The organism is Cuneatibacter sp. NSJ-177 (assembly GCF_022867805.1).
Classification (GTDB): domain Bacteria; phylum Bacillota; class Clostridia; order Lachnospirales; family Lachnospiraceae; genus Pseudolachnospira.
Map to the genome: position 1 here is coordinate 85402 of NZ_JALIFO010000010.1, position 21687 is coordinate 107088.

Here is a 21687-nt window from a genome sequence, read left to right on the forward strand (position 1 = left end):
AGGGAAAATGAAATTTTTTTCGAAGGTTTTTCTTATTTCCCAAGGAAAACCTTAGCCATGTCCTTCTGGGAACCGATCCCTGCCCAATGGCACCGGCTGCCGCTGGAAGTCAGCTCCACATTGTTCTTATTGCGGATAAAGAATGGATAGCCATACTCTTCTTCCATTTTGGCGATCGTATGGCTTACCGCCGACTGTGTCACATTCAAAACCTGGGCGGCTCGGACAAAGCTTTTTTGTTCTGCCACCGCCAAAAATACATTCCACTGATATATGGTCATTCGAAACTCCCCGCATCTACAGCCACAACAGTACCTTAAAAAAATAGGTTAGATAAAATCACTCTATGCCGCAATCAGAAGATTCCCTATTCTTCCTCGTGCTTGTGCCCTCCCTTTCCAGGACCTCCGATGTACTCGTCGATCCAAGGGAGCTGATAGCGCACCATGTAGTCGTATGCTTTCTGCACCTTCCGGCCGCTGCCGTTATAGCGGGTCACACCGGCATCCGCCAAGAGCTCGAAGGGCTCCTTCTCCATGGGGCCGCAGATGATCGCCTCGCAGTCATGCTCCAGCACTTTCTGCGCAAACACCATATTTTCCGGATCCTGTTTGCCGTAGATTTTAAAGATCTGATTCTTGTCCGCGTCGATAATCATCAGGAATTCGCTGTCTTTAAACGTATTCGGCACCAGGCCGTTGATCTCCATATTTTCACAAGTCACCGCTATTTTCATTGAGAACTCCCTCCCTTTTTACTCTACTACTTTCTACTCTACTGCTTTTTCATTCCATCGATGTTTCCATTCGACTGATTTTTCTTTTCCCATTGCCAAGCGACGGCAGTTCCTTCGTGCGTTCCAGCCGGAAAGAAAGGTGCGGCCAGCGCAGCAGCAGCTCCCCGCGGATCTCATCGAGATCTGCCGCTTCCCCCAGGATCTGGAATTGAAACAAATAATCCGGCGTCATGGACACGGAAAAATCCCTTATCCTCGGACACGGATACAGTACTTCGTCCAGCAAATGGATCGAAATCACGTCCCCGTCCGGTAGAAAGATCAGATTTTCCCTGCGTCCCATCACCTTATCCAGCCGCGGCAGCAGGTCCCCGCAGCCGCAGGGCCCGGTCAGCAGCCGGCCGATGTCCCCGGTCCGGTACCGGATCAGGGGCATTCCCCGCCGGGCGAATGTAGTCAGCACCAGCTCCCCATAAGAACCGGCCGGAACCAGCTTCCCGGTCTTTGGATCCACGATCTCCAAATACAAATCCCCGTGCCGGAGATGAGCCCCCGCATGGGCGCCGCACTCAACGGCTCCGCCGTACCCGGTCTCGGTCATTCCCCAATGATGGAATACCTCCGTTTCCCATACGGTCTTCAGCTCCCGGCATACGCTCTCCGGCACATAGTCTCCGGACAGCAGCACCGCGCCGGGGCGGAGATCGGGCCGCAGCCTGGAAAGCCGGAGCAGCTGACCGGGGATTCCCACCAGGCAGTCCGCGCCCCCGGCTGCTTTTCCCGCCGCCTCAAAGTCCCGGATCAGCCCGTGAACCTGACACTCCACCTGGTTTTTCGCCAGCGCCTTTTTCAGCAGCCCGCCGATGGTATACTCTCCTGAGCCCCCCATAAAAACCGCAACGCACTGGCCGGGTTTCGTCATCAGCGCCATTCCCGGTGTAAAGAAATCCGCGGTCGCCTCCAGATCTTCGGCGGTAAAAAACACCCTCTTGGGATTTCCCTGGCTTCCGGACGTCCGAAGCGTTATGATCCTGGCAATCTCTTTGGGCAGAACGCAGAGGAATGCCTCCGGATCCTCCCGCAGGTCCTCCGGCGTTGTAAAATCCCGCTCTTTTTCGTAAAAACGGCAATGGCTTCCGGCGTATTCCCGGACAGCCCGGATCCGCTCCCGCTGCCACTGGGCCAGACTTTCCGGCGTCAATCCACTTCCTAAACCGGTCTGCATCCGAAGCCACGCAGTAATTGGATTTTCTTTCCTCATTTTCGCAGCACCCACACTCCGTATCCGCACCGGGCTTCTTTTAACGCGGCGCGGTCCGCCCCCAAAAGCCGGGGCAGCTCGCAGGCCCTTCCGTCAAACAGCAGTTGTCCCCAGAATCCTTTCAGCTCCTCTGAGGCGTCATAATAAAATTCCACGGTGAATCCGGCTTCCTGAAACCGGCGTTCCAAGGTTTCCCGGTGCTCCAACCGTCCCAGCACACCGGCCAGCTGCCGCTCCTCTGCCTCGCAGGTCATGTCCGTGATGCAGACAGCGCCTCCCCTTTTAAGAATCCGAAAGCATTCCGCCAGCACTTCTTCCGGTTCCGCCATCCGGGAAAGGCTGCACTCAAGCAACGCCCCGTCAAAGGAGCCGTCCGCAAAGGAAAGCCGCTTCGCATCCCCCTGGATGATTCTCTCCCCGTCGCAGAATTCTTTTTCCTGCTCCACACCCACCGCCTGAAAGGAGGTGCGCTCCGCGAGATATCCCAGCGTTGCTCCCTGGCCGCAGCCCAAATCCACCAGCTTTGCGCCTTTTGGAAAATCTGCGCGGGCCAGAGCCAACTTAGTCAAAGAAAAACCTCCGGGCCGGCAAACCGGCCCGAAACTGGCATCTTCTGTCATTTTCCATCTCCCGTATCTGATATCACGCGCCATACAAGCGCGATATCAAAAGAACTTACTCCATCGCAGAATCACCCCATAGGAGTCAGATAATAGGCGCAGAACGGAACGTGTTTGCCGTCTTTATATACGTGCAGGCTGCACTGGCGCAGCCGCTCGATATCCAGATTCCCGGCATCCTGAAAAGCCATGGCTGTGATCGTAAAGCCGTGGCTCTTGGCCCTGGCTAAAAATCCTTCCATGCTGAGGCTTCCGGTATCACAGCAACAGCAGCAGTTTCCGGCTGCTTCCTCCTCCGGCTCGTCCCGCCGTTCCCAGCGTCTCCCGACAAACTCCCGGTTTTTCTCCGCCGGATCCACGGTATTAACGCCGCAGCAGCATTCGCCCTGGGCGACGCCTCTTTTGGTCAGCGGCATCAACTTCCGGTCCGGCATCACCACAAAATCCCCGTGAAATCCACATAAGGGATGATCGCAGGCCGACGGCACCAGGCTCTCGGCAGAGAGCAGCTTTGAGGCTTGTTTTCCAATCTCAAAAATCAGCTGATCCAAGGTGAAACGATCCTCATCCTTCGGCGGCTCCGGCATCTTTCCCATATAACTGACGGGCTGGAAGTGAACGCCCCGGACAGCAGGCGACTGTTTTACGGCAAATTTCAAGATATCTCCGATCTCGTTGATGTTTACGCCGGGCACCAGCGTCGGCACCAGGGTGACGCCGACATGATACTTGCCGCAGTTGGCAATCGCCTGCTCCTTGATCTCCATCAAGGGCCGTCCCCTCAGTTTCTGCCAGACCTTATCCCCGGTTCCGTCAAACTGCAAAAACACAAAAGAAAGGCCTGCCTCCGCCAATCTTCTGGTAAAATCTTCGTCCTCCGCCAGGCGCAGTCCATTGCTGTTCAGCTGGACATACTTACAGCCAACTTCTTTGGCGTAGGCCACGATCTCCGGCAGATCGTCCCGCACCGTCGGCTCCCCGCCGGAAAGCTGGACCAGCGTCTTTCCGGGAACCGTCAGATCCCTCAGCCATGCTTTCACCTGGTCAAGAGAAGGATCCTCTCCCTGATGATTGTCCGCAAAGCAGTGGCGGCAGTTCAGATTGCAGCGGTCCGTGATCTCCAAAAGCACGCAGCAGGTGTCCCGCTTGTGGTCCGGGCATAACCCGCAGCCGGACGGGCAGTTCAGGTTCTCATCCGCTCCCATCTCCGGCACATCGCCGGTCCACTCCGCAAAATCCTCCTGATCCCTCCACACAACGGAAGAGAAATGTCCGTGCTCCGGGCACTCCTTCTCCAGATAGACCGCGCCGTCCCGCCGCACCTTTTCCGCCGGAATTTGACGCAGGCAAACCGGGCAGACACTCTTTGTCTTCCGCACAATCTCCATTATTTATCCTCCAATTCCTGCTCCACTTCCGCCATGCGTCCCTTCACCAGCTCCTCCGGTATGTAGACCTCGCCGCACTCCGGGCAGCGAAGAATATCCGTGTGAAAGGTGTGGCCCAGGTACCGGAAAAAGGTTTGAGCCGGTTCCAGCTCCCGGTTGCACCGGCAGCAAATTATTTTTCGCTCTGACATTTCACATCATCCTCCAGACACATCCGGTGGGCATAGCCGCCGAACAGCTCAAATCCGTCCTCCTTCGGCAGGTATTCCGCCCAGAAGGTCATGTTCTGTATCTTTTTATGTCCGACCAGATGGCCGGTTTCCGGATCTTTTAGCCTCCTCCCGGTCTCTTCGCACCAGGAAATCACCTCCGCCATGTCGCTCTCCAGGATCATATCCCGCGACAGCTTGCGCTTTAATTCCTCACTGATCCAAAGGTTCATCTTCGTCCTCTTTTCCGTCTCTTCGTTCCAATACTCCAAAAGCAGCGACCGCTTTAACTCCCTCCGGTTTTCCCAGCGCTCCGTCAGTGTCGGCGGAATGCGCCCGGCTCCGTTCAGTCCAAACACCAGATCCAGCAAATGGTAGACCGGCTTGCTCTGGGAGGCAAAGGTATCGCGGCAGTTGACGCAGTAGGCAATGTACGGGTTCTCTTTTTCCGCAAGCCGCTCCCTCGCCACCTCACGGGAATACAGAGAGGCCGCCACCGAAGTATGGCCGCCGTAGCTGCAACACTGGGCCAGTTCCCCCTCGTGGGATAAGGGGGCGAGGGGGATACCCATTCCTTCCGCCAGCTTTCTTACACTCTGCTGCAGTTCGGGGAAGTCCCGGCTGGCGCAGGGATCAAAGATGGAACAGGTTTCCGTCTCCGGTTTCGGCAAATCGATCCCCCACTCCGCCATTTTCTCGTATAGGAACTCCCCGGATATCTCCGGCAGATATTTGGCAAACATCTGGCGGCAGGTCGGACAGCCAAAAACCACCTCCGGCTTTCCCATTTCCTCCCACTGTTTCCGGATCTCCCGGATTTCCGCTTCATGCCGCTCCTCCTCGCCGCCCCAATCCGCGGGCGCGCCGCAACAGCGCAGCCAAAGCGCCGTATCCGGCTGTTTTGACAGCAGATAGCGGTAGCTTTTCTTTACATAATCCGGATCGGAAGCGCCCATCTGGCAACCGGGGAAAAAGACATAGGAAGGCGTTCCGTCCGTCCTTGGCGCTTTCTTTAAAAGCGCCGCCTCCCCGTTGGAAAACTCCATATCCCGCAGGAAATAATCGTGGAAGGCCCAGGGCATCGCGCCTTTTTTCACCATGGCCCGATGGCTCTGCTGGAAGAATTTGCCGATATCAATTTTCTGCGGGCAGACTGATTTGCACAGCCCGCACTGGTTACAGGTGGAGATCAGGCGGGTCGCCCAGGTGCCGTCGCGGGACAGCGTCCCCGGATGAATCGTGATATAAACCTCTTCATAGATCCGCCGCGGCGTCTTTTCAAACAGGCGCATCAGATCGCATTCCCGCATACAGGCGTCGCAGGAACAAAGAGCACAGCGCCCGGCCTCCTTCGCCGCTTCCTCCTCGCTGTAGCGCTCCCCATCCGCGGGAATCACCTCCGGCATCTCGGTAAGCCGGGACGAATCCAGCCGGAGCCCAGTTCCCTTCGGAGCCGCCGGCTGGTTCATACCTCCGGTTTTTAAATACCATTCCATGGCGTGGGACGCTTCCAGCCCGTCGGCGATGGCCTGCATGGTACCCGCCCCCATCAGGGATCCGCCCAAAAAAACGCCGTTTTGGCCGGACGCATAGGCACCGCTACCGCTGAGGCTCAGGCCGAAGTCCGCGCCTCCCTTTCCGGTGGCGACATAAACCGCATCAAATTCCGAAACCTCGGTGAGCGCAAGGATCTCCCTTTTGCTCTCCAAGGTGTAGCTTTCAAATTGAAATTGTTCCTCGATATCTGAAAGAAAGATCTCCGGACTCAGCACGTCCCAGAGATGGCCGCCGATCCGGCCGCTCTTTTCGAATACCGTCACATCATATTTTTTGTGGCAGAGGGACAGCGTACAGGCAAGCCCGCTGATCCCGCCGCCGATCACGGCGATTTTCTTCCCCTTGCCCGGCATATTGTAGGCGTTGGGCTTTTTCCGGGTCGCATAGGAAAGCATGGCCTGCTCCAAGTGATGCAGATGAAGGCTTCCGTCTTTCTCCGCCCGCAGACATGCCTTTTCACAGGGGTGCGGGCAAGCGGCCGCCACAATACCCGGAAACCCGACCGTATTCTGGAAGGTGCGGAAGGCGGCGTTAAACCGGCCCTTTTGAATTTTTTTCATCAGATCCTTCACATCCAGCCGGAACGGGCATTCGGCCGTACAAAAGGGCGGCTCGTTCTGCCGGCATTCCACCGAAAGAATCTGTTCAAAGTCGTTTAAGAAACTCATACCTCCTCCTTGCTTTTCCCCAGGATGAAATGTGGGAAAAGCTCCCGCGAAGCCGGATCCCGGCTCCACGGAAGCTTTCCATCTCATAGCCCGGAAAGCTTGACGCCTTCCCCGGACTATCATAAACGTTTCACTGTATGCGCACGCTTTTTCATACCAGCCGCCTGACGCAGACGGCATACCATTTCTCCGTTTGCCTTAGAAGAAACGCTCTGCATCCGCATCGCCCAGAGGCGTGAAGAAATCGTTTCCGCCGAACTGGACCGGATTCTCCTTGATGTTCTCCAGCTCCTCGTAGAGGTCGGAGCCCAGGAAGTATTTCTTCGGAGCTTCCGGCTCCTTGCCGGCAGCGATGGCGTCCAGACCGGCTTTGATCTTGGACGGAAGGGCCGGGATCTCATGGATCCGCACGCCGCAGGCACGGTAGATACCGTTCAAAACCGCACAGTGACCGGAAGCCTGGAAGGCCTCGGAAGCGCCCGAAGAGCCGAACGGGCCGTCTTCGATGGTGATCGGCATATGGATGACGTTGATCTCATCCGGAGTGTCCATAATCGTCGGAACACCGGCGCCGGCCATGTTGTTGTGCTTCTTCACATCCTGATAATCTTCGCTCAGGGCAAACCCGATGCTGTGGGAAATCCCACCGTAAGCCTGGCCGTTCACCGCGTCGATGTTGCCAACCTTGCCGACCATGTCCACGCAGGTAAATCTCAGAACCGTCGCCTTGCCGGTCTTGGTATCCACTTCCACTTCCGCCATGTTCAGGCAGTAGGTGTAAGCCGGGGTCGGGTCGCCGATACCCGTATTCGGATCCAGACGGGTCAGGCCGGGAGTCGTGGTGGTCTCATATCTTCCCAGATACTTGGTCTCGATGCCCTCCGCTTTCATCTCCTCGTAGGTGCGGAAGGTTCCATCGGGCTTTCTCATGGCATCCAGCAACTTCTTCGCCGCGATCTTGGTGGCGTTTCCATCCATGTACAGGGAACGGCTGGCGCCCGCCATACCGGTATCCGGGCACTTGCCGGTATCGTTCTGAATCAGCTGAACGTCTTCCGGCGTGATCTTCAACTCTTTCAGAGCTTCCAGGGTCACCATCAGGGAGCCGACGTCGCCGCCCTGTCCCAGCTCATGCCAGGTATCGTATTTGATGATCTTTCCGTTCGGAGCCAGCTCCAGAGCCACTTCCGCGCTGTCGGTGGCGCCCTCGGTTACGTTAAAGCCGCCCCAGGCAATGCCGACGCCTCTTCTCTTCTCCGGCGTATCCTCTTGCTTCGCACGCTTTACCGCCTCCTCATAGATCGGACGCATGGTATCCATCATCTTCTCCATCGGATACTGGCGGAACGGATAGCTGTTGATATTGGTGTCACCTGGACGGGCAATATTCTGATAACGGAACTCAAAGGGATCCATGCCCAGCTTCTCGGCCATCATGTCCATCAACGGTTCGGACAGGGTATAAGCCTGCGGAGAACCGTAGGAACGGTAAGCCGTGCCAAAGGCATGGTTCGTGTTCGCAATGCGGACCAGGCCGGCCACATTGGGAACGTTGTAAGGCCAGAATGCAAAACGGGCAGGTTTGGTCATGACATCGTCGCCGCCCCAGGAATACGCGCCGTGATCCATACCATAGTCAAACTCGGCGGCGATAATCTTGCCGTCCTTCGTGCAGGCCAGGCGGCCGTTGCTGTAAGCCGGGCAGCGCTTGCCGCTGAAGTGCTGATGCTCTTCATAGGTCATGGACAGGGAAACCGGCCGGCCGGTGCAGACCACGCCCGCCGCAACCAGACAGAGGTCGCCTGCGTTGGTGGACCACCCGAAGCTCGCTCCGGTGGGATTCATGATGATGCGGAATTTATCCTTCGGAACGCCGACGGAGTTACCGATACGGCCGATGGAAGAATAGGTTCCCTGGGATTTACACTGGATGTTCATGACGCCGTTCTCATCCCAGTAAGCCTGCAGCACACAGCCCTCGATGGACAGGTGGGGCTCACGGCTGGAATAGAAACTGCCTTCCACTACCACCGGCGCGTCGTCAATCATCTCCTGGACTTTCTCGGCATCTTCCAGACCAGCTCCCTTTAATACCGGCTGTTCGCAGAAGATATTCGGAGTATCGTCATGGACGCGGATCGAATCCGGCAGAACCGCATCCAGATAAGTCAGATATTCAGGCAGAGGCTCGATGTCCACGGTTACCTTCTTCGCCGCTTCTCTGGCGTCTAACTGATTGTCCGCCAGCACCAGAGCGACCACATCGCCGTAACGATACAGCTTTTCATCCTGGAAAATCTTCCGGGAAGGGGTCATAACCGTGCTTCTCTCGTGGAACTGGCCCTCGGCCATGATGTTGCTGCCGCCGGCAGCGATCAGATCTTTCGCCGTGATTACCTTGTAGACGCCGGGCATCTTCTCGGCTTCCTCGGTGTGGATCGCCAAAATCTTCGCGTGATGCGCCACACGGGGCTGCACCACCGCGCCGTAGAGGGTGCCGTCGGGCATCTTCAGCGCCTGGTCATCGCCGTAATCGGCAAGGCCGGTCACCTTCGCCAGAGCGGTCGGACGTACCACAGGCTTGCCGTAGAACTCGCCGTCCGCAGGGTTCTTGAACTGGATGTCCTCGATGGAGCACTCGCCGCGGATCACTTTCGCCGCCGTCATGACTGCGTCTACAATCTGCTTGTAACCGGTACAGCGGCAAATATTGCGGGTTTTCTGGAACCACGCCCGGACCTCTTCACGGGTCGGATCCGGATTTTCTTTCAAAAGCTGGGAAGCAGAAACGATAAAGCCGGGAACGCAGAAGCCGCACTGAACGGCGCCGCAGTTCATCCAAGCAACCTGCAGGGGATGCAGATGCTGCGGGTTACCGATTCCTTCGATCGTCGTAATCTCACTGTATTCTTCCACGGCAGTAATCTTCTTGGTACAGGAACGAATCACCTTGCCGTTCAAAATGACCGAACAGGAACCGCACACACCGGTGCCGCAGCCAACCTTTACGCCGGTCAGCCCTAAACGGCGGAGTACGTCCGACAGCTTATCGCGCTGAGGATCGCACATGAAAATTCGCTCGACGCCGTTTATGACGAGCACCATCTTTTTCAGTTTTACGTCCATATGTAACCTCCTTAAATGTAAGTACTTCCCCTCTCCCTGGCATCATATTCTCTACGACGAATGATTCGAGGGACTTACCTAAATTTTACTAGACCGGAGTTCAGTCGTCAATGGATTTACGCAATTTCTGCCTTCTTTTCACTTTCAAATCCTTTGAATTTTCCTAATGAAACTTACATCATGAGTTTTTCCATGGCTTTTTAAGAATTCCCTTCTGAAATTCATTATTTTCAGCATAAAATAACGAAATTGTCACGAATTTGTGTCCAAAATGTCACAATCCCAGATCTGCCCCTTCACAGCGGCCAGGTAAACCTGCTCCGCCTGCCTGGCTTCCTGCCAGCGTTTTCGGACCGCAGCCTCAGCTTCAGGGTTTCCCATATACTGGAGAAGCCGGCTTTGATACCGCTCCTTTAGCGTACAGCTCCGATCCCCCTGCACCAGCTTATCCGCCAAAAAAACAATCAGCCTCTCATCCGCCCTGTCCCGCCGCTTCTCCGGCAGCGCCCCGTGGCTTTCCACCGGTTCCGCCGTCCGGATATAGCCAAGGTCCCGAAGCCAGGCGGCCGCCAAGGCCGCATGATTTTCCTGTCCCTTTGCGATGTCATGGAGCAGCGCGGCCCGCTCCGCAAGCTCTGCGTCAAGCCGGCCTCCGGCCATATTCACGGCCTCCGCCATCTTCCGGGCGGTCTCCGCCGTCTTTTTCAGATGTGCCCGCAGGCCGGACGGCAGGCCGAGATAATCCATCAGCTCCTCACACCATTCGCGGCTCGGCACCCGCAGAGAGCTGGTATAGGTCAAAAGTTCCTGATACTGTTCCGGCACATCCGCATCCATCAGGATACCAGGATCCGGCACCGCCACCTGCCTTTTCCGGTCCCCCAGCTTTTCACAGGCCCCCCGCAGTCCCATCCGTCCGTCATGGGTTAAAATCTCCGGCAACACGCGTCCCCTCAGCAGCAGGGGGTGTCCCGGTTCCCCCCGATAGACCGGACAAAATACATCCCCCCTCGGATCTTGTTTTTGTTCCGCTTCCAGCCGTTTTAAAGTAAACACCGAAAATACCGGGGAATCGCCGGGCAAAAAGAAAATGCCATCCCAGGACGGGTCGAATTGCCGGAGTCCCAGGCAGGCCGAATCGAACATCTTGGTCTCTGCATAGCGCTCATTTTTCACGCATTCCACGCCGGGCCCGGAAAACATCCGCTCCAGTTCGTCCGCCTGCCTTCCGGTTACAATCACGGTCCGGCTGACGCCCGCCCTCAGCAGAAAGTCTAACTCCCAGTCCAGAAACGTCCTCCCGTTGATTTCCAAAACCGGCTTAAAGGTTCCCATCCGCGAAGAAAGACCGGCCGCGACAATCACAGCTCCCAGCCTCTTTGGCGCCTGGATTTCATAAACTCCGCCGTACTCCTGGGGAATGTCCATCAGCCGGTCTAAATCCCGGCCGGTCAAAAAACTGATCAGCGCCCGGTTCCACCCTGCATGGGCCACAACCGCCACGTCCCCCTCGCTCTCCGCTAAAATCTGCCGGTAGGCGCTGACCGCCCGAAGCTGGCATTCCCGAAAGCTCTCCCCGCGGGGCGGAGCAAAATCCGCAAAATGACGTCCTCTCTCCTCATACCCGTTGGGATCTTCCCGCCGGATCTCGGCAAACGTCTTGTTTTCCCACAAGCCCATGGCGATTTCGGCGCAGTTATCCACAACCTGGACCGGAATATCCCCACCGGAAAAAAGCGCTGCACTTTCCCGGCAGCGCCTTAACGGACTGGTATAAATTTTCGTCACTCCGGCCAGTTCCTCCCGGCTCTTCCACGCCAGCGCCTGATTTTTTCCGTCCTCCGAAAGAGGCAGATCCGTCCGCCCGATACATCTTTTTTCTCCGTCCGGAAACAGTGGTTTCCCATGGCGCAGCAAAAAAATCTTTCTCATTTTCCGCCTCCTATGAAATTAAAAGGCTTCTCTCGCCATCCCTTCTATATCAAATCCAAAGTCTTCCAGGATCTCTTTGGCCTCCCGGTAGGCCGACTCGATCAGTTTCGGACAGCGCATGGTCTTATTTCCAGGAAAACCTTCTAAAATCGTATCGCAGTCCGTTCCGCCGTAAGCTTCCCCGTATTCGCCCTGGAACCACTCCACCAGTTCCGGAATCATTTCCTCCGCAGCCATTTTTTCGTCAAACAGAGACAACATAAGAGCCGCTCCGGTCAACGCCCCGCACAAGAGCCCGGATTGAACCCCCCGGCAAAGCCCGGACACGGCCCGGACCATCCGGTCATTTTCTTCCCCCAGCAAATCCAGGCCAAGGCTCACCAGAATCTGGGTGCAGCACTGCCCTTTTGCCATCAGCTGATGCAGCCTCAGAATATCCTTTTCCATCCGTCTACTCCTCCCACTCCTCAAAGTATTCTGCGAACAGCCGGTTGGCTTCCTGCCAAACCGCCCCGACAAATTCTTCATAGCGTTTCAGAAAATCTTTTCCCGCTTCGCTCAAAAAAGAATTGCCTCCGCGGGAACCGCCTGCCTGGCGCTCCACCAAGCAGAACCCAAGGCGCTCCTCCGCCTTTTTGATCATGGTCCAGCCTTTGCTGTACGCCATCCCCATCTCCTGGCAGGCCTTTAACATTGAGCCTTCCTTCTCAATCCGGCGGAGGAATTCACTGGTCCCCTGTCCGAAAAACGTATCGCCGCGGGAAATCTCCAGCCTCAGCCGGAATTCCAGGGGAATTTCCATCCGGGCCTGCTCCTCAAACTGAATCAGTTCGCGGTATTCTTCTTTCGTGTTGGCCTCCATCAAAATCCCCCGGTCCTCGACAGGGATTTCTTCCGTCGGGAGAACCCGGCTTCCGATGACGCTCCGCAGGCCGCCTTCCCCGTTAAACGCCAGTACCTGTTCCATCGCCGTTTGTCCCAGACAGATCGGATGCCCCGGCGTGCCGCAGCAGACCGGAATCGCGATCTCTGTCTTTGAGGCCATCACCAACTCCAAGGTCTCAGCGGAAAAAAGAGGCGTGTCCGACGGCAGCAGCAAAGCCCGGCCGCACTCCTTTTTCACCGCGCGGATCCCCAGCTTCACGGAATCCAGCATTTCCGAGGACTCATACTCCTCATTCCGCACGAATATCACGCCCCGGTGCGCCAGATGCTTCTCCAGTTCCTCCGCCCGGTAGCCGGTCACCACAACGATCGGGGTCACCCCAGCCTGCCGCAGCGTATCCATCTGCCGCTGAATCATGCTGGATCCGGCCAGCTTCATCATCGGCTTGAAATCTTCCATTTTTTCGCAAGTCCCGGCTGCCAGAATAATCGCTCCTGTTGTCACAAGCCACCCCTCCTCATTTTGATTCTTCTTTTGATAGAATAATGTTGATTTCAGTATACGAGGGCGGTTTCAAAATGTCAAGAAAAAGAACTGCCTCCCACGCAGGTCTCCCTTGCCATCTTTTTCGCTTCCCGGTGTTTCCGCCAGGCAGGCGTCTGCACCACGCACATCATTACGATCACGGCGATCAGGATCAGGGAGATCGGGCTGGTAAACATATCCCGCAGGAACAGCCCGAAGGAATTCTGGCTCAAAGTCAAATCCCGGCGAAGATTCAGCTCGAACATACGGCTGAGAATGATACCAAGAACCAACGCGCCGGTGGGAAAGTCATGGCGGCGGAGAAAATAGCCGATGATTCCGAAGCCCGCCATCAGGAAAACATCCACGATGTTGTTGTTGATCGCGTAAGATCCCACCACACACAGAACCATGATGATCGGAATCAGGATGGAACGGGGAATCTCCCGGCACGCCGAAAGCCAGCATCGGAATATAAGCGGCCGGCACCGCTGCATTGTTGGCGGATTCCGGAGCCACCAGTCCCTCCACCGCCCCTTGTCCAAAGGGCACCTTGGGATTTTTCGTCACCCGCTTGGCGTGATCGTAGGCAAAAAGCGCCGCGATATCTCCGCCCGTGCCGGGCAGTGCTCCGATAAAGATTCCCATCAGGGAAGTCTGAATGGTCAAAGGAAAATAGTGGATCACATCGCTCATATGGGGGCGGATTTTGTCCACCTTCTGTTTGACGCTGGCGGCAAACTGCACGTCCTGGATTTGGATCAGGGCTTCGGAAAATCCGAACAGACCGATCATTGCCACGATATAGCTGACGCCGGGTCCGGCTGATCTCTCAGCGCCCCGGCGGCATCTATTTTCCGCATGCTTTTATGGTTCCATGCAATACATTATCTTATTTTTTAAATGAAATTTCCCATGAAAAAAACGGCCTATTTTTTTTACTCTCTTACTTACTCCCCTCTGGGATTGCCCTACAACAGCCCCTGATAGATCTCCCGTTTCGTGCATCCCCGGTCCTTTGCCATCTGTTTCATTGCCTCTTTCTTCTCCATCCCCTGGTTCAGGTAAAATTCCAGGTGCTCCGGAAGGCTCATCTGTTCCCACTCCCTGGCCTTCTCCTCGGCCAGCGCCTGGGCGGAACGGCCTTCCAGGACCAGCACGAACTCTCCCCTGGCTTCATTTTCCTGATAAAAAGAGGCGGCCTCGGACAGGGTTGTCTGCCAGCCTTCCTCATACTTTTTCGTCAGCTCCCGGCAGATGGTAAGACGGCGTTCTCCGAGGGCCTCGCAGAGCTCCGCCAAGGTTTTTCCGAGACGGTGAGGGGCCTCGTAAAGGATCGTGGTGCGGGTCTCCTCTTTCAGCTCCTCCAGCACCTGCCTTCTTTCTTTCTTCTCCGAGGGTAAAAATGCCTCAAAACAAAACCGCCTGGCCGGAAGGCCCGAAATGGTCAGCGCCGTGATGCAGGCGCAGGGGCCCGGCAGAGAAGTCACCGAAATCCCCGCTGCAAGGCACTGGCGCACCAGTTCCTCCCCCGGATCGGAGATGGCGGGCGTTCCCGCATCGGTGATCAGTGCAAGATTCATGCCGGTTAAGAGCTTTTCCACCAGAATCCCGGCTTTCTCATATTTATTGTGTTCATGGTAGCTGGTCATCGGGGTCGTGATTCCAAAATGGTCCAGCAAAATCCGGCTGTGCCTGGTATCCTCGGCCGCGATCAGATCCACCGCTTTCAGCGTCTCCAGGGTCCGCAGAGTGATGTCGTTCAGATTGCCGATCGGAGTCGCACATAGATATAAGGTCCCGCTCATGACTGTTTTCTCCTCATAAGGTTCATTTCAAAGCCCGCCCCTCTTTCATACCTATAGATCCTTTAATACCCATAGATCTCGTAAATTTCGTCGCAGTAAACGCCTGGCTCCTTGTATACGATCAGCGGCTTTTCCACCTTCAGCCAGGGATTTCCTCCCCGCGCCGCCTCAAGCAGAACCATGTTGGCGTCCGACTCCCGGTCCGGGTGTACCAGTTTCATTCGTTTGGGCTCCATGTGATATTCCCGTAGCAAGTCGAAAATTTCGCCGAGGCGGTGGGGCCGGTGAACCATGGCAAAACGCCCGCCTGGCCGGACGCATTTGGATGCCTCCCGGATCACATCCTCCAGGGTGCAGAGGATTTCATGGCGTGCAATCGCCTTTGGCTCCGATGGATTCTTGAGTCCGTGATTCTGATTCATATACGGCGGATTGCAGGTCACTACATCAAAAGAAGCCCCTCCGAACCGGCGGGAGGCTTCCTTGAGATCGCCTGTGACAATTTCCACCTTCTCCGAAAGGCCGTTGAGCCGGACGCTCCGTCCCGCCATCTCCGCCATTTCCTCCTGGATTTCCAGGCCGGTAAAATGGCTCCCCTCGGTTTTTGCCGTCAATAAGATCGGAATGATGCCGTTCCCGGTGCCGAGATCCAGCGCGCTCTCTCCGGGCTTTACCGTGACAAAACCGGAGAGTAGCACCGCATCCATCCCGAAACAAAACTTAGAAGGATTTTGAATAATCCGGTAGTGGTTCCTCTGGAGATCGTCCAGACGCTCCCCTTCCCGCAGGATTTCTTCTGTCAAAGGGTCATTCTCCTTCCCTCGGCGCATCCTTTTTTCGCTCCGGAGGGTTCGCCGCCTGTTCGCTGCGGCCCGGATTTCTCCGTCCCCGCCGTTCCGGATTGCCTTTTGTCTGACCGTCGGCCTCCGGATTTCTCCGGTCCGAAGCAGCCCGGTCGCGTCCGCCCCTGTCGAAGCCGCCTCTGCCGCGGCCCGCATGCTCGGACCTTCCTCTGCCGCCTCTCTGGCGGCCGTCCCCGGCGCCTTCCCGGCTGCCTTTTCCCTGGCTGTCCCGATCTGCGCCTTCCCGTTCGCGCATATTTCTCTGCTGTCCGTCCCGCTCGGAACCTTCCCGGCCGCCTCTCTGCTGTCCGTCCCGCTCGGAACCTTCCCGGCCGCCTCTCTGCTGTCCGTCCCGCTCGGAATTCTCCCGGCTGCGGCCTCCCTTTGTCTGGGCGTTCCGTTCGGAATTCTCCTGGCTGCGGGCATTCTTTTCCGGATCTTCCTTCTCGGAATTTTCCCGGCCGCGGCCGGATTTTTCCGGTCTTTCTCTCTCTGAATTCTTATTCTCACAGCAGCAGTTTCCCGGACACCCGTTCTCCGCGCCGTCCAGCTCGCCGCCGTCCCAATCCTTGTCGTCCTTGTCCGCCCCGCCTTTGCCCTTCTTTCTTCTGGGCTTAAAGCGCAGCTCATCAATGGGATACTCCCGCACTTCCACATCGTCCCCGTCCAGATTGACGATCACTTTCACTGTCTGACGCAGGACATTGACACTCTGAACCGTACCGCGCACGCTGTCCCCGCTGTGCAGCACAGCGTCCCCGATTCCGGGAAGCCGGCTGTTTAAGTATTCATATGTGTCCTCTTCATTTTTCAGGCAGCACATCAGCCTGCCGCAGACGCCGGAAATCTTCGTCGGGTTCAGGGACAGGTTCTGTTCCTTTGCCATCTTGATGGACACAGGCGCGAACTCCGATAAATACGAATGGCAGCACAGACAGCGGCCGCAGATTCCGATCCCGCCCAGGATCTTGGTCTCGTCCCGCACGCCGATCTGTCTCAGCTCGATCCGGGTCTTAAACACCGAGGCCAGGTCTTTAACCAGCTCCCGGAAATCAATGCGCCCATCTGCGGTAAAATAAAACAGAATTTTATTATTGTCAAAGGTGTACTCCACATCCACCAGCTTCATTTCCAAGCCATGCTTGGCGATTTTCTCCTGGCAGATGGAAAACGCCGATTTTTCTTTTTCCTTATTCTTCGCCACAACGGCAAAATCTTCCTCGGTGGCCAACCGGATCACGGGTTTCAGCGGCTGAACCACGGTCTCCTCCTCCACCATCTTGTTGCCCAGCATCACCGTGCCCATCTCCAGGCCGCGGGCCGTCTCGACAATCACTTTGGAACCCTTCTTAATTTCCTGCTCGCCCGGATCAAAGTAGTAAACTTTGCCTGCGCAGCGGAATCTTACTCCAATAATCTGTACCATATATATAAAAACCTCCTAAGCCTTCATCGCCATCAGCAGCAATTCAGCCGCCAGTTCATAGTTCACATTGGAGAGAATCCGGCGCTCCATTCCGTCGACTTCCTCCAGGATCCGGTGAAGCTTGGCGTAAGACGCCGCCTCCGCCCATTCCCCGTAGCCTTTGTACTCCTCCGGCATCCGCAAAAGCTCTCTCTTTCCGGTGGATTTCACCACCAGCACATCCCGAAAATAGACCCGCGCCAGCGCGGCTGCCGCACCGGCCGGAACCTTTCTCTCCTTCAGCGCCTTGGCGCCGTCGGCCATCTGCGTCACCGTCAGGCTTCTTGCCTGGCGCAGCAACGACAAAAACAACTGCCGGTCTTCCTCCGGCAAAAGACGCTCTTCCTGTTCCTCCTCGGTCAGCTTGAGCAGCACGCTCCGGGACAGGATCGTGGAAAGAAGCTTGCCGGCGTTCGCCGTCAGCAGCAAAATCACGCCGTAATAGGGCGGTTCCTCCAATGTTTTTAAAAGCGCGTTCTGCGCCTGTACCGTCAGTTTTTCTGCCTCCGGTACCAAGTATACTTTGTAAGGACTGCTGTAGGGCCGAATCGTGATATCATCCACCAACTGCCTGCGGATCTCGTCCACGCCGATGCTGTCCGGCTTTTCATGGCGGACCCGGATGATATCCGGATGATTCCCGCTGGCATAGGCCAAGCAGGAATGGCAGGTTCCGCAGCCTGTCCCTTTCTCGCACTCCAGGCGGGCGGCAAACTCCCCGGCAAGCGCCTCGGCCTCCTGCCCGCTTTCTTCCTCTATGATATAAGCATGGGAAACCTTTTCTGATTCCTGTACCCGGATAAAGTATTCCCGAATTTCTTCTTTCCGCATTCGTCACCGCGTCACTTTCCGGAAAGGATTTCCTGTCGGAGTTCGGCCAGACACCCGGCAAGCTCCCGGTTTTGATACCGTTTCCCTACTCCGGCTTCCCTCAGCCTTTCCTCTGCGAAATCCGCCTCGTCCGAAAGGAACCGGCGGCACATCTCCGCATATTTCGGATTCTCCTGCCCCCGTTCTCTCAGAAGGGCGCGGGCCAGGCGCTCTCCGTCCTCCACCTCAATATAGAGCGGCACCACACAGCCGCCATAATAGCGCTTTGTGCTGAGGTACGATTCCAGAACTCCGGTCATCAGATAATTCCCAAGGGCAAGGTCGATCTGCCCGTCGTCCACAGTCGCATAAGTCCAGGGACCGTGAACCGTCTGATAAGTTCGCTCCTCAATGATCTTGCCGGAATTCCGAAACTCCGCCAACCTCTCCTTAGAGATAAAATGGTATTCCACACCTTCCTGTTCCGAATCCCGCATCGGACGGGTTGTGTACATCGTAACCCCCCGCAGCTTTAAAACCGGGTCCTTTAGCAGCAGCCGGAAGATGCTGTCCTTCCCGGACGCGCTCTTTCCGAACAAATAAAAGATTTTTCCCATGGCTGCTCTTCCTCCGTAAACCCAAAACTTAGCCGCGAATTCTTTGCACAGCTATAGTTATTATAATCAAAACCGCGGGGAAATGGAAGCACAAAATGATTTTTTCCCTCATCCCTGCCTTTCGTTTCCTGCTGGGCCTTTATTCCGGACAAAACAGGACTATATTGGGGACCATTCCCGATACTACATTGGGGTGATTTGCACATTCTTCTGATTTTATCCGCAAAAAATGTCTTATAATGCAAACATTTTATTTTCTGATGTGTTATAATAGAAATACTTTGGATCTCTATCCCTTGTGATTCCTTTTCCATAAACGATCCTGTTTTAATGATGTCGGAAATTCTATCTAGTATGGAACCAATTCTGTAAGAGATTCCATAATTTTCCTCTTTTTATCCTTCTTTTTGTCTGTTTTTGTCTAAGTTTGACGAAACATTTCCTTTTTGTACTATTCTCTGTCATGATATCTCTTGTGCCAAATCATCACAGAGGGGATTGTTGCCATGACTTCACAAAGTATTGAATCTATAGTTATGTCTATTGCCGGGCATCCGACCTCTACCGGCTACCTTTATCTGGGCTGTGCAGTTCAGGAAGTAATCAATCAAGGACAGTTTCTGCCACGTTCTTTGATGAAAACCATTTACCAGCCGATTGCGGCGCGTTTTGGTACTTCTACCGGAAATGTTGCACGAAATATTGCCAGGGCAGTAGATGACTGCTGGGACTATGGAAACCGTAACCAGCTAAATGCAGTTGCAAACCGAACGTTAACGGAAAAACCGACTCCGGGCGAGTTGATTTTGTATTTAACCCACCACTACACCCATCTAAAAGAATAACTGGTAATCTGGATCCGAAACTTCAAACCTCACTCCTTCTATCGCAGAAATAGAACTTGGACACATGAATCAAAAAATGAGCCGCTACAGAAACAGAAGGAATCAGGTCGTCCATGCCTTGCCGGCGCCGGGATACCTTGCTCCTCCTGGTTTCTGTGTAGCTCTCATTTTTTTATTAATCTGCCTCCATTTTTCTCATCCCTCGCGGCCGCTTTCCGGACTGCCCGATTCCCCCGCCGGCCCCGATGAGGTGATCATGTCGATTCCTTTTTGTAGATTTTCCGCGTTCAGCATTCCCTGGGCCACAGCCGTTATATTTCCTGCCGGCAAGGTGGACATTTGCTGGACCAGAAATTTAAAATCACCGGTTTTTCTCCCAGCAGGCTGGAAAATTGCACCGGATTCCCGTCCGGATCCTGAACCGTAAAATCAAAGGCTGGAACCGTCTCCTTTTCCTGTCCGGTTCCCTCCGCAGCGTTCTCGGCCTGGAGCAGGTTGGGAGCGCTCGATCCGGCAAATTTCTGGTAAGCAGCCGACGCGGCGAAGAAGATCAGGATAAAGAGCCCTGCTCCCGCCAATAATTTTTTCTTAGAATTCATCGCGCCTCCTTTCCCTTACTTTTCCTCCGGTCCGCCTGGTTCTTCCGAAATCCGATTTTTCTCCGCCGCATGGGACGGCTGTTTGGTATCCGATAAAATCTGAGAGATTAAAAATCCAAAAAGCCCGCCGTAGAGAGTGGAAATCACCGGATTGGATGAAATCGGGCAAGTGCCTGTGGCGCAGCCCACCAGGCGGTAATAGAGAAAACCGGCCGCCATTCCCACTGCAATAAAGAAAAATAGGAAGCTTTTTGTTGCGCGCCATTGATTCCATTTCTTCATGTCTGTATCCTCCTGTCCAATCAAGGTCGTCGTTTCCCCTTGTGCTTTTGATGTTTTTATTTTATCAGGTTTCCTTTCTCATTTCTGTGACCGCGTCACAGTGCAAACCGCCGAAAAGGAGGCAATACAAAAAGGCACCGGACAAAACGTTTTTCCTTCCGCTCTGTCCGATGCCTTCTTATTCTTCTTGTACGTTACTGGTTCTCCCCGTCCCGCTTATTCCGCCAGGCGGTAGATCTCACGGATCTCAGCGCTGGTCAGAGGGCCTCCGAAGGAAGCCAGCTTTTTCGAATCTCCATCCGTGGTCAGCTTGGAGATCGTCTCATATTCCTCCGGCTTTACGCCCAGCTCGCCGATGGTGGTGGGCATACCGAGAGACCGGAAAAAGTCCACCATATGATCGATGCCTTCCAGGATCGCCCGCTCCTTGTCCTCGCTGGGCGCAGCGTCCCAGACGTTGACCGCCCACTGATAAAAGCGGTCCACCCCGTTCTTATACTCGTACCGAACCCAGGCCGGGAACACGACAGCCAGCCCAGCGCCATGTGTGATATTGTCATGGACGCCGCTCAGGTCGTGTTCAATCTTGTGGGCTGTGAACGTCTTGTTCCTGCCGCAGCCCGTGATGTCATTATGTCCAAGAGTGGAAGCCCACATGATCTGCGCTCTGGCTTCCAGATCCTGGGGATCTTCCATCAGCCGCGCTCCATACTCCTTCACGGTCTTTAAGAGTCCTTCCGCAATCCGGTCCGTCAGGGGGGTCTCCGGCTCATTGGTCAGGTACCGCTCCATGGTGTGCATCATGATATCCACCACGCCCGCGGCCGTCTGGTACTTCGGCACGGACAGCGTGTTGGACGGATTCAGGAAGGCAAAGGCCGGACGGTTGGCATCATGATTGCAGCCGCGCTTCAAATTGCTTTCCTCATTGGTGATCACACAGGAATTGCTCATCTCACTGCCGGCAGCGGAGATGGTCAGCACCAGGCCCATGGGGAACGGGTGCTCCGGCGCAATATTTTTCACCACAACCTCCCAGGGATCCAGCCCGGTGGCCAGCCCCATGCCGATTGCCTTGCAGGAATCGCTGACACTGCCGCCGCCTACTCCGAGCAGAAAATCCACGCCCTCGGCCCGGCACAGTTCCACACCTTTGCGGACCAGGCCAATCTTTGGATTCGGCTCAACGCCGCCCAGCTCCACAAACGGGATCCCCGCCTCGTTCAGCTGGGAGACTACCTTGTCATAGAGGCCGATCTTTTTGATACTCCCTCCGCCATAGTGCAAAAGAGCTTTTTTAACACCGCGACTTTTCAAGGCTTCTCCAATATGGGATTCCGCATCCTCACCAAAGAATACCTTTGTCGGCGTATAATACGTAAATGGTTTCATAACAGTGAACCTCCTGTCATAAATTAATATTGGAACGCTTTGCGTTTCTTTCAGTCTAGCACACTTTATCGAAACGCGCATAGTTTTTTTTGATTTTACGAAAATCTATGGTCAAACTA

The 21687-nt window shown here is 55.3% G+C and carries 21 protein-coding genes and 1 pseudogene; 1 reads left to right on the plus strand and 21 read right to left on the minus strand.

Going from position 1 to position 21687, the window contains the following annotated elements:
- Positions 1-32: 32 nt before the first annotated feature.
- The 18 genes and pseudogenes from MUB23_RS15220 to MUB23_RS15305 form a co-directional block, all read right to left on the minus strand.
- The gene (locus MUB23_RS15220; protein ID WP_244801528.1) at positions 33-281 is read right to left on the minus strand and encodes a helix-turn-helix domain-containing protein; all 249 of its coding nucleotides are present in this window, start codon (positions 279-281) and stop codon (positions 33-35) included.
- 86 nt (positions 282-367) lie between these two features.
- Complete coding sequence (locus tag MUB23_RS15225; protein WP_244801529.1) at positions 368-736, minus strand: NifB/NifX family molybdenum-iron cluster-binding protein; 369 nt, start codon at positions 734-736, stop codon at positions 368-370.
- A gap of 49 nt (positions 737-785) precedes the next feature.
- On the minus strand, positions 786-1997 hold the full coding sequence (locus MUB23_RS15230) for a DVU_1553 family AMP-dependent CoA ligase (RefSeq protein WP_244801530.1): 1212 nt from the start codon (positions 1995-1997) through the stop codon (positions 786-788).
- Positions 1994-2617 (minus strand): DVU_1556 family methyltransferase, encoded by a 624-nt coding sequence (trsM, locus tag MUB23_RS15235; RefSeq protein ID WP_244801531.1) that lies wholly within the window; start codon positions 2615-2617, stop codon positions 1994-1996. Before trsM ends, MUB23_RS15230 begins: the two co-directional genes overlap by 4 nt.
- Before the next feature lie 71 nt (positions 2618-2688).
- Positions 2689-4005 carry a radical SAM (seleno)protein TrsS gene (gene trsS, locus MUB23_RS15240; RefSeq protein WP_244801532.1) on the minus strand — a complete coding sequence of 439 codons (1317 nt, stop codon included), beginning with the start codon at positions 4003-4005 and terminating at the stop codon, positions 2689-2691.
- A complete protein-coding gene (locus MUB23_RS15245) occupies positions 4005-4196 on the minus strand; it encodes a DVU_1557 family redox protein (RefSeq protein ID WP_244801533.1) in 192 nt (63 codons plus the stop codon). The genes trsS and MUB23_RS15245 overlap by 1 nt, the downstream gene beginning before the upstream one ends.
- On the minus strand, positions 4178-6439 hold the full coding sequence (locus MUB23_RS15250) for a pyridine nucleotide-disulfide oxidoreductase/dicluster-binding protein (RefSeq protein WP_244801535.1): 2262 nt from the start codon (positions 6437-6439) through the stop codon (positions 4178-4180). The genes MUB23_RS15245 and MUB23_RS15250 overlap by 19 nt, the downstream gene beginning before the upstream one ends.
- Before the next feature lie 198 nt (positions 6440-6637).
- Positions 6638-9565 carry a molybdopterin-dependent oxidoreductase gene (locus MUB23_RS15255; protein WP_244801536.1) on the minus strand — a complete coding sequence of 976 codons (2928 nt, stop codon included), beginning with the start codon at positions 9563-9565 and terminating at the stop codon, positions 6638-6640.
- A 252-nt stretch (positions 9566-9817) separates the two neighbouring features.
- Positions 9818-11497 (minus strand): DVU_1551 family NTP transferase, encoded by a 1680-nt coding sequence (locus MUB23_RS15260; RefSeq protein ID WP_244801538.1) that lies wholly within the window; start codon positions 11495-11497, stop codon positions 9818-9820.
- An 18-nt stretch (positions 11498-11515) separates the two neighbouring features.
- On the minus strand, positions 11516-11944 hold the full coding sequence (locus tag MUB23_RS15265) for a DVU_1555 family C-GCAxxG-C-C protein (RefSeq protein ID WP_244801540.1): 429 nt from the start codon (positions 11942-11944) through the stop codon (positions 11516-11518).
- A 4-nt stretch (positions 11945-11948) separates the two neighbouring features.
- Positions 11949-12887 (minus strand): NTP transferase domain-containing protein, encoded by a 939-nt coding sequence (locus tag MUB23_RS15270; RefSeq protein ID WP_244801542.1) that lies wholly within the window; start codon positions 12885-12887, stop codon positions 11949-11951.
- 77 nt (positions 12888-12964) lie between these two features.
- Positions 12965-13321, minus strand: coding sequence for a tripartite tricarboxylate transporter permease (locus MUB23_RS15275; RefSeq protein ID WP_244801544.1), 357 nt, complete (start codon positions 13319-13321; stop codon positions 12965-12967).
- On the minus strand, positions 13218-13712 hold the full coding sequence (locus MUB23_RS15280; protein ID WP_330641907.1) for a tripartite tricarboxylate transporter permease: 495 nt from the start codon (positions 13710-13712) through the stop codon (positions 13218-13220). The genes MUB23_RS15275 and MUB23_RS15280 overlap by 104 nt, the downstream gene beginning before the upstream one ends.
- Positions 13713-13879: 167 nt before the next feature.
- Positions 13880-14716, minus strand: a complete 837-nt coding sequence (gene rsmI / locus MUB23_RS15285; RefSeq protein ID WP_244801546.1) for a 16S rRNA (cytidine(1402)-2'-O)-methyltransferase — start codon at positions 14714-14716, stop codon at positions 13880-13882.
- Between the two features lie 62 nt (positions 14717-14778).
- Positions 14779-15507 (minus strand): tRNA1(Val) (adenine(37)-N6)-methyltransferase, encoded by a 729-nt coding sequence (locus tag MUB23_RS15290; RefSeq protein ID WP_334302804.1) that lies wholly within the window; start codon positions 15505-15507, stop codon positions 14779-14781.
- A 586-nt stretch (positions 15508-16093) separates the two neighbouring features.
- Positions 16094-16984 (minus strand): annotated as a pseudogene (locus MUB23_RS15295) (PSP1 domain-containing protein); the annotation flags it as partial.
- A 15-nt stretch (positions 16985-16999) separates the two neighbouring features.
- Positions 17000-17854: a DNA polymerase III subunit gene (locus tag MUB23_RS15300; protein WP_244801549.1), complete on the minus strand. Its 855-nt coding sequence runs from the start codon at positions 17852-17854 to the stop codon at positions 17000-17002.
- Between the two features lie 11 nt (positions 17855-17865).
- Complete coding sequence (locus MUB23_RS15305; protein ID WP_244801550.1) at positions 17866-18450, minus strand: guanylate kinase; 585 nt, start codon at positions 18448-18450, stop codon at positions 17866-17868.
- Positions 18451-18956: 506 nt separating this feature from the next.
- On the opposite strand from MUB23_RS15305, the gene MUB23_RS15310 reads away from it, so the two are divergent.
- Positions 18957-19295 (plus strand): sporulation initiation factor Spo0A C-terminal domain-containing protein, encoded by a 339-nt coding sequence (locus MUB23_RS15310; RefSeq protein ID WP_244801551.1) that lies wholly within the window; start codon positions 18957-18959, stop codon positions 19293-19295.
- 311 nt (positions 19296-19606) lie between these two features.
- Here the strand turns inward: MUB23_RS15310 and MUB23_RS15315 are convergent, their stop codons facing one another.
- From MUB23_RS15315 to MUB23_RS15325, 3 genes are all read right to left on the minus strand, one after another.
- Positions 19607-19894: a TlpA family protein disulfide reductase gene (locus MUB23_RS15315; protein ID WP_244801552.1), complete on the minus strand. Its 288-nt coding sequence runs from the start codon at positions 19892-19894 to the stop codon at positions 19607-19609.
- 15 nt (positions 19895-19909) lie between these two features.
- A complete protein-coding gene (locus MUB23_RS15320; protein WP_244801553.1) occupies positions 19910-20176 on the minus strand; it encodes a hypothetical protein in 267 nt (88 codons plus the stop codon).
- Between the two features lie 216 nt (positions 20177-20392).
- Positions 20393-21568 (minus strand): iron-containing alcohol dehydrogenase, encoded by a 1176-nt coding sequence (locus MUB23_RS15325; RefSeq protein ID WP_244801554.1) that lies wholly within the window; start codon positions 21566-21568, stop codon positions 20393-20395.
- Between the last annotated feature and the right edge of the window lie 119 nt (positions 21569-21687).

Coding starts and splice junctions, on each gene's coding strand:
- MUB23_RS15220 (WP_244801528.1), bottom strand. CDS start 281: ATGACCATATATCAGTGGAATGTATTTTTGGCGGTGGCAGAACAAAAA.
- MUB23_RS15225 (WP_244801529.1), bottom strand. CDS start 736: ATGAAAATAGCGGTGACTTGTGAAAATATGGAGATCAACGGCCTGGTG.
- MUB23_RS15230 (WP_244801530.1), bottom strand. CDS start 1,997: ATGAGGAAAGAAAATCCAATTACTGCGTGGCTTCGGATGCAGACCGGT.
- trsM (WP_244801531.1), bottom strand. CDS start 2,617: ATGACAGAAGATGCCAGTTTCGGGCCGGTTTGCCGGCCCGGAGGTTTT.
- trsS (WP_244801532.1), bottom strand. CDS start 4,005: ATGGAGATTGTGCGGAAGACAAAGAGTGTCTGCCCGGTTTGCCTGCGT.
- MUB23_RS15245 (WP_244801533.1), bottom strand. CDS start 4,196: ATGTCAGAGCGAAAAATAATTTGCTGCCGGTGCAACCGGGAGCTGGAA.
- MUB23_RS15250 (WP_244801535.1), bottom strand. CDS start 6,439: ATGAGTTTCTTAAACGACTTTGAACAGATTCTTTCGGTGGAATGCCGG.
- MUB23_RS15255 (WP_244801536.1), bottom strand. CDS start 9,565: ATGGACGTAAAACTGAAAAAGATGGTGCTCGTCATAAACGGCGTCGAG.
- MUB23_RS15260 (WP_244801538.1), bottom strand. CDS start 11,497: ATGAGAAAGATTTTTTTGCTGCGCCATGGGAAACCACTGTTTCCGGAC.
- MUB23_RS15265 (WP_244801540.1), bottom strand. CDS start 11,944: ATGGAAAAGGATATTCTGAGGCTGCATCAGCTGATGGCAAAAGGGCAG.
- MUB23_RS15275 (WP_244801544.1), bottom strand. CDS start 13,321: ATGGTTCTGTGTGTGGTGGGATCTTACGCGATCAACAACAACATCGTG.
- rsmI (WP_244801546.1), bottom strand. CDS start 14,716: ATGAGCGGGACCTTATATCTATGTGCGACTCCGATCGGCAATCTGAAC.
- MUB23_RS15300 (WP_244801549.1), bottom strand. CDS start 17,854: ATGCGGAAAGAAGAAATTCGGGAATACTTTATCCGGGTACAGGAATCA.
- MUB23_RS15305 (WP_244801550.1), bottom strand. CDS start 18,450: ATGGGAAAAATCTTTTATTTGTTCGGAAAGAGCGCGTCCGGGAAGGAC.
- MUB23_RS15310 (WP_244801551.1), top strand. CDS start 18,957: ATGACTTCACAAAGTATTGAATCTATAGTTATGTCTATTGCCGGGCAT.
- MUB23_RS15315 (WP_244801552.1), bottom strand. CDS start 19,894: ATGAATTCTAAGAAAAAATTATTGGCGGGAGCAGGGCTCTTTATCCTG.
- MUB23_RS15320 (WP_244801553.1), bottom strand. CDS start 20,176: ATGAAGAAATGGAATCAATGGCGCGCAACAAAAAGCTTCCTATTTTTC.
- MUB23_RS15325 (WP_244801554.1), bottom strand. CDS start 21,568: ATGAAACCATTTACGTATTATACGCCGACAAAGGTATTCTTTGGTGAG.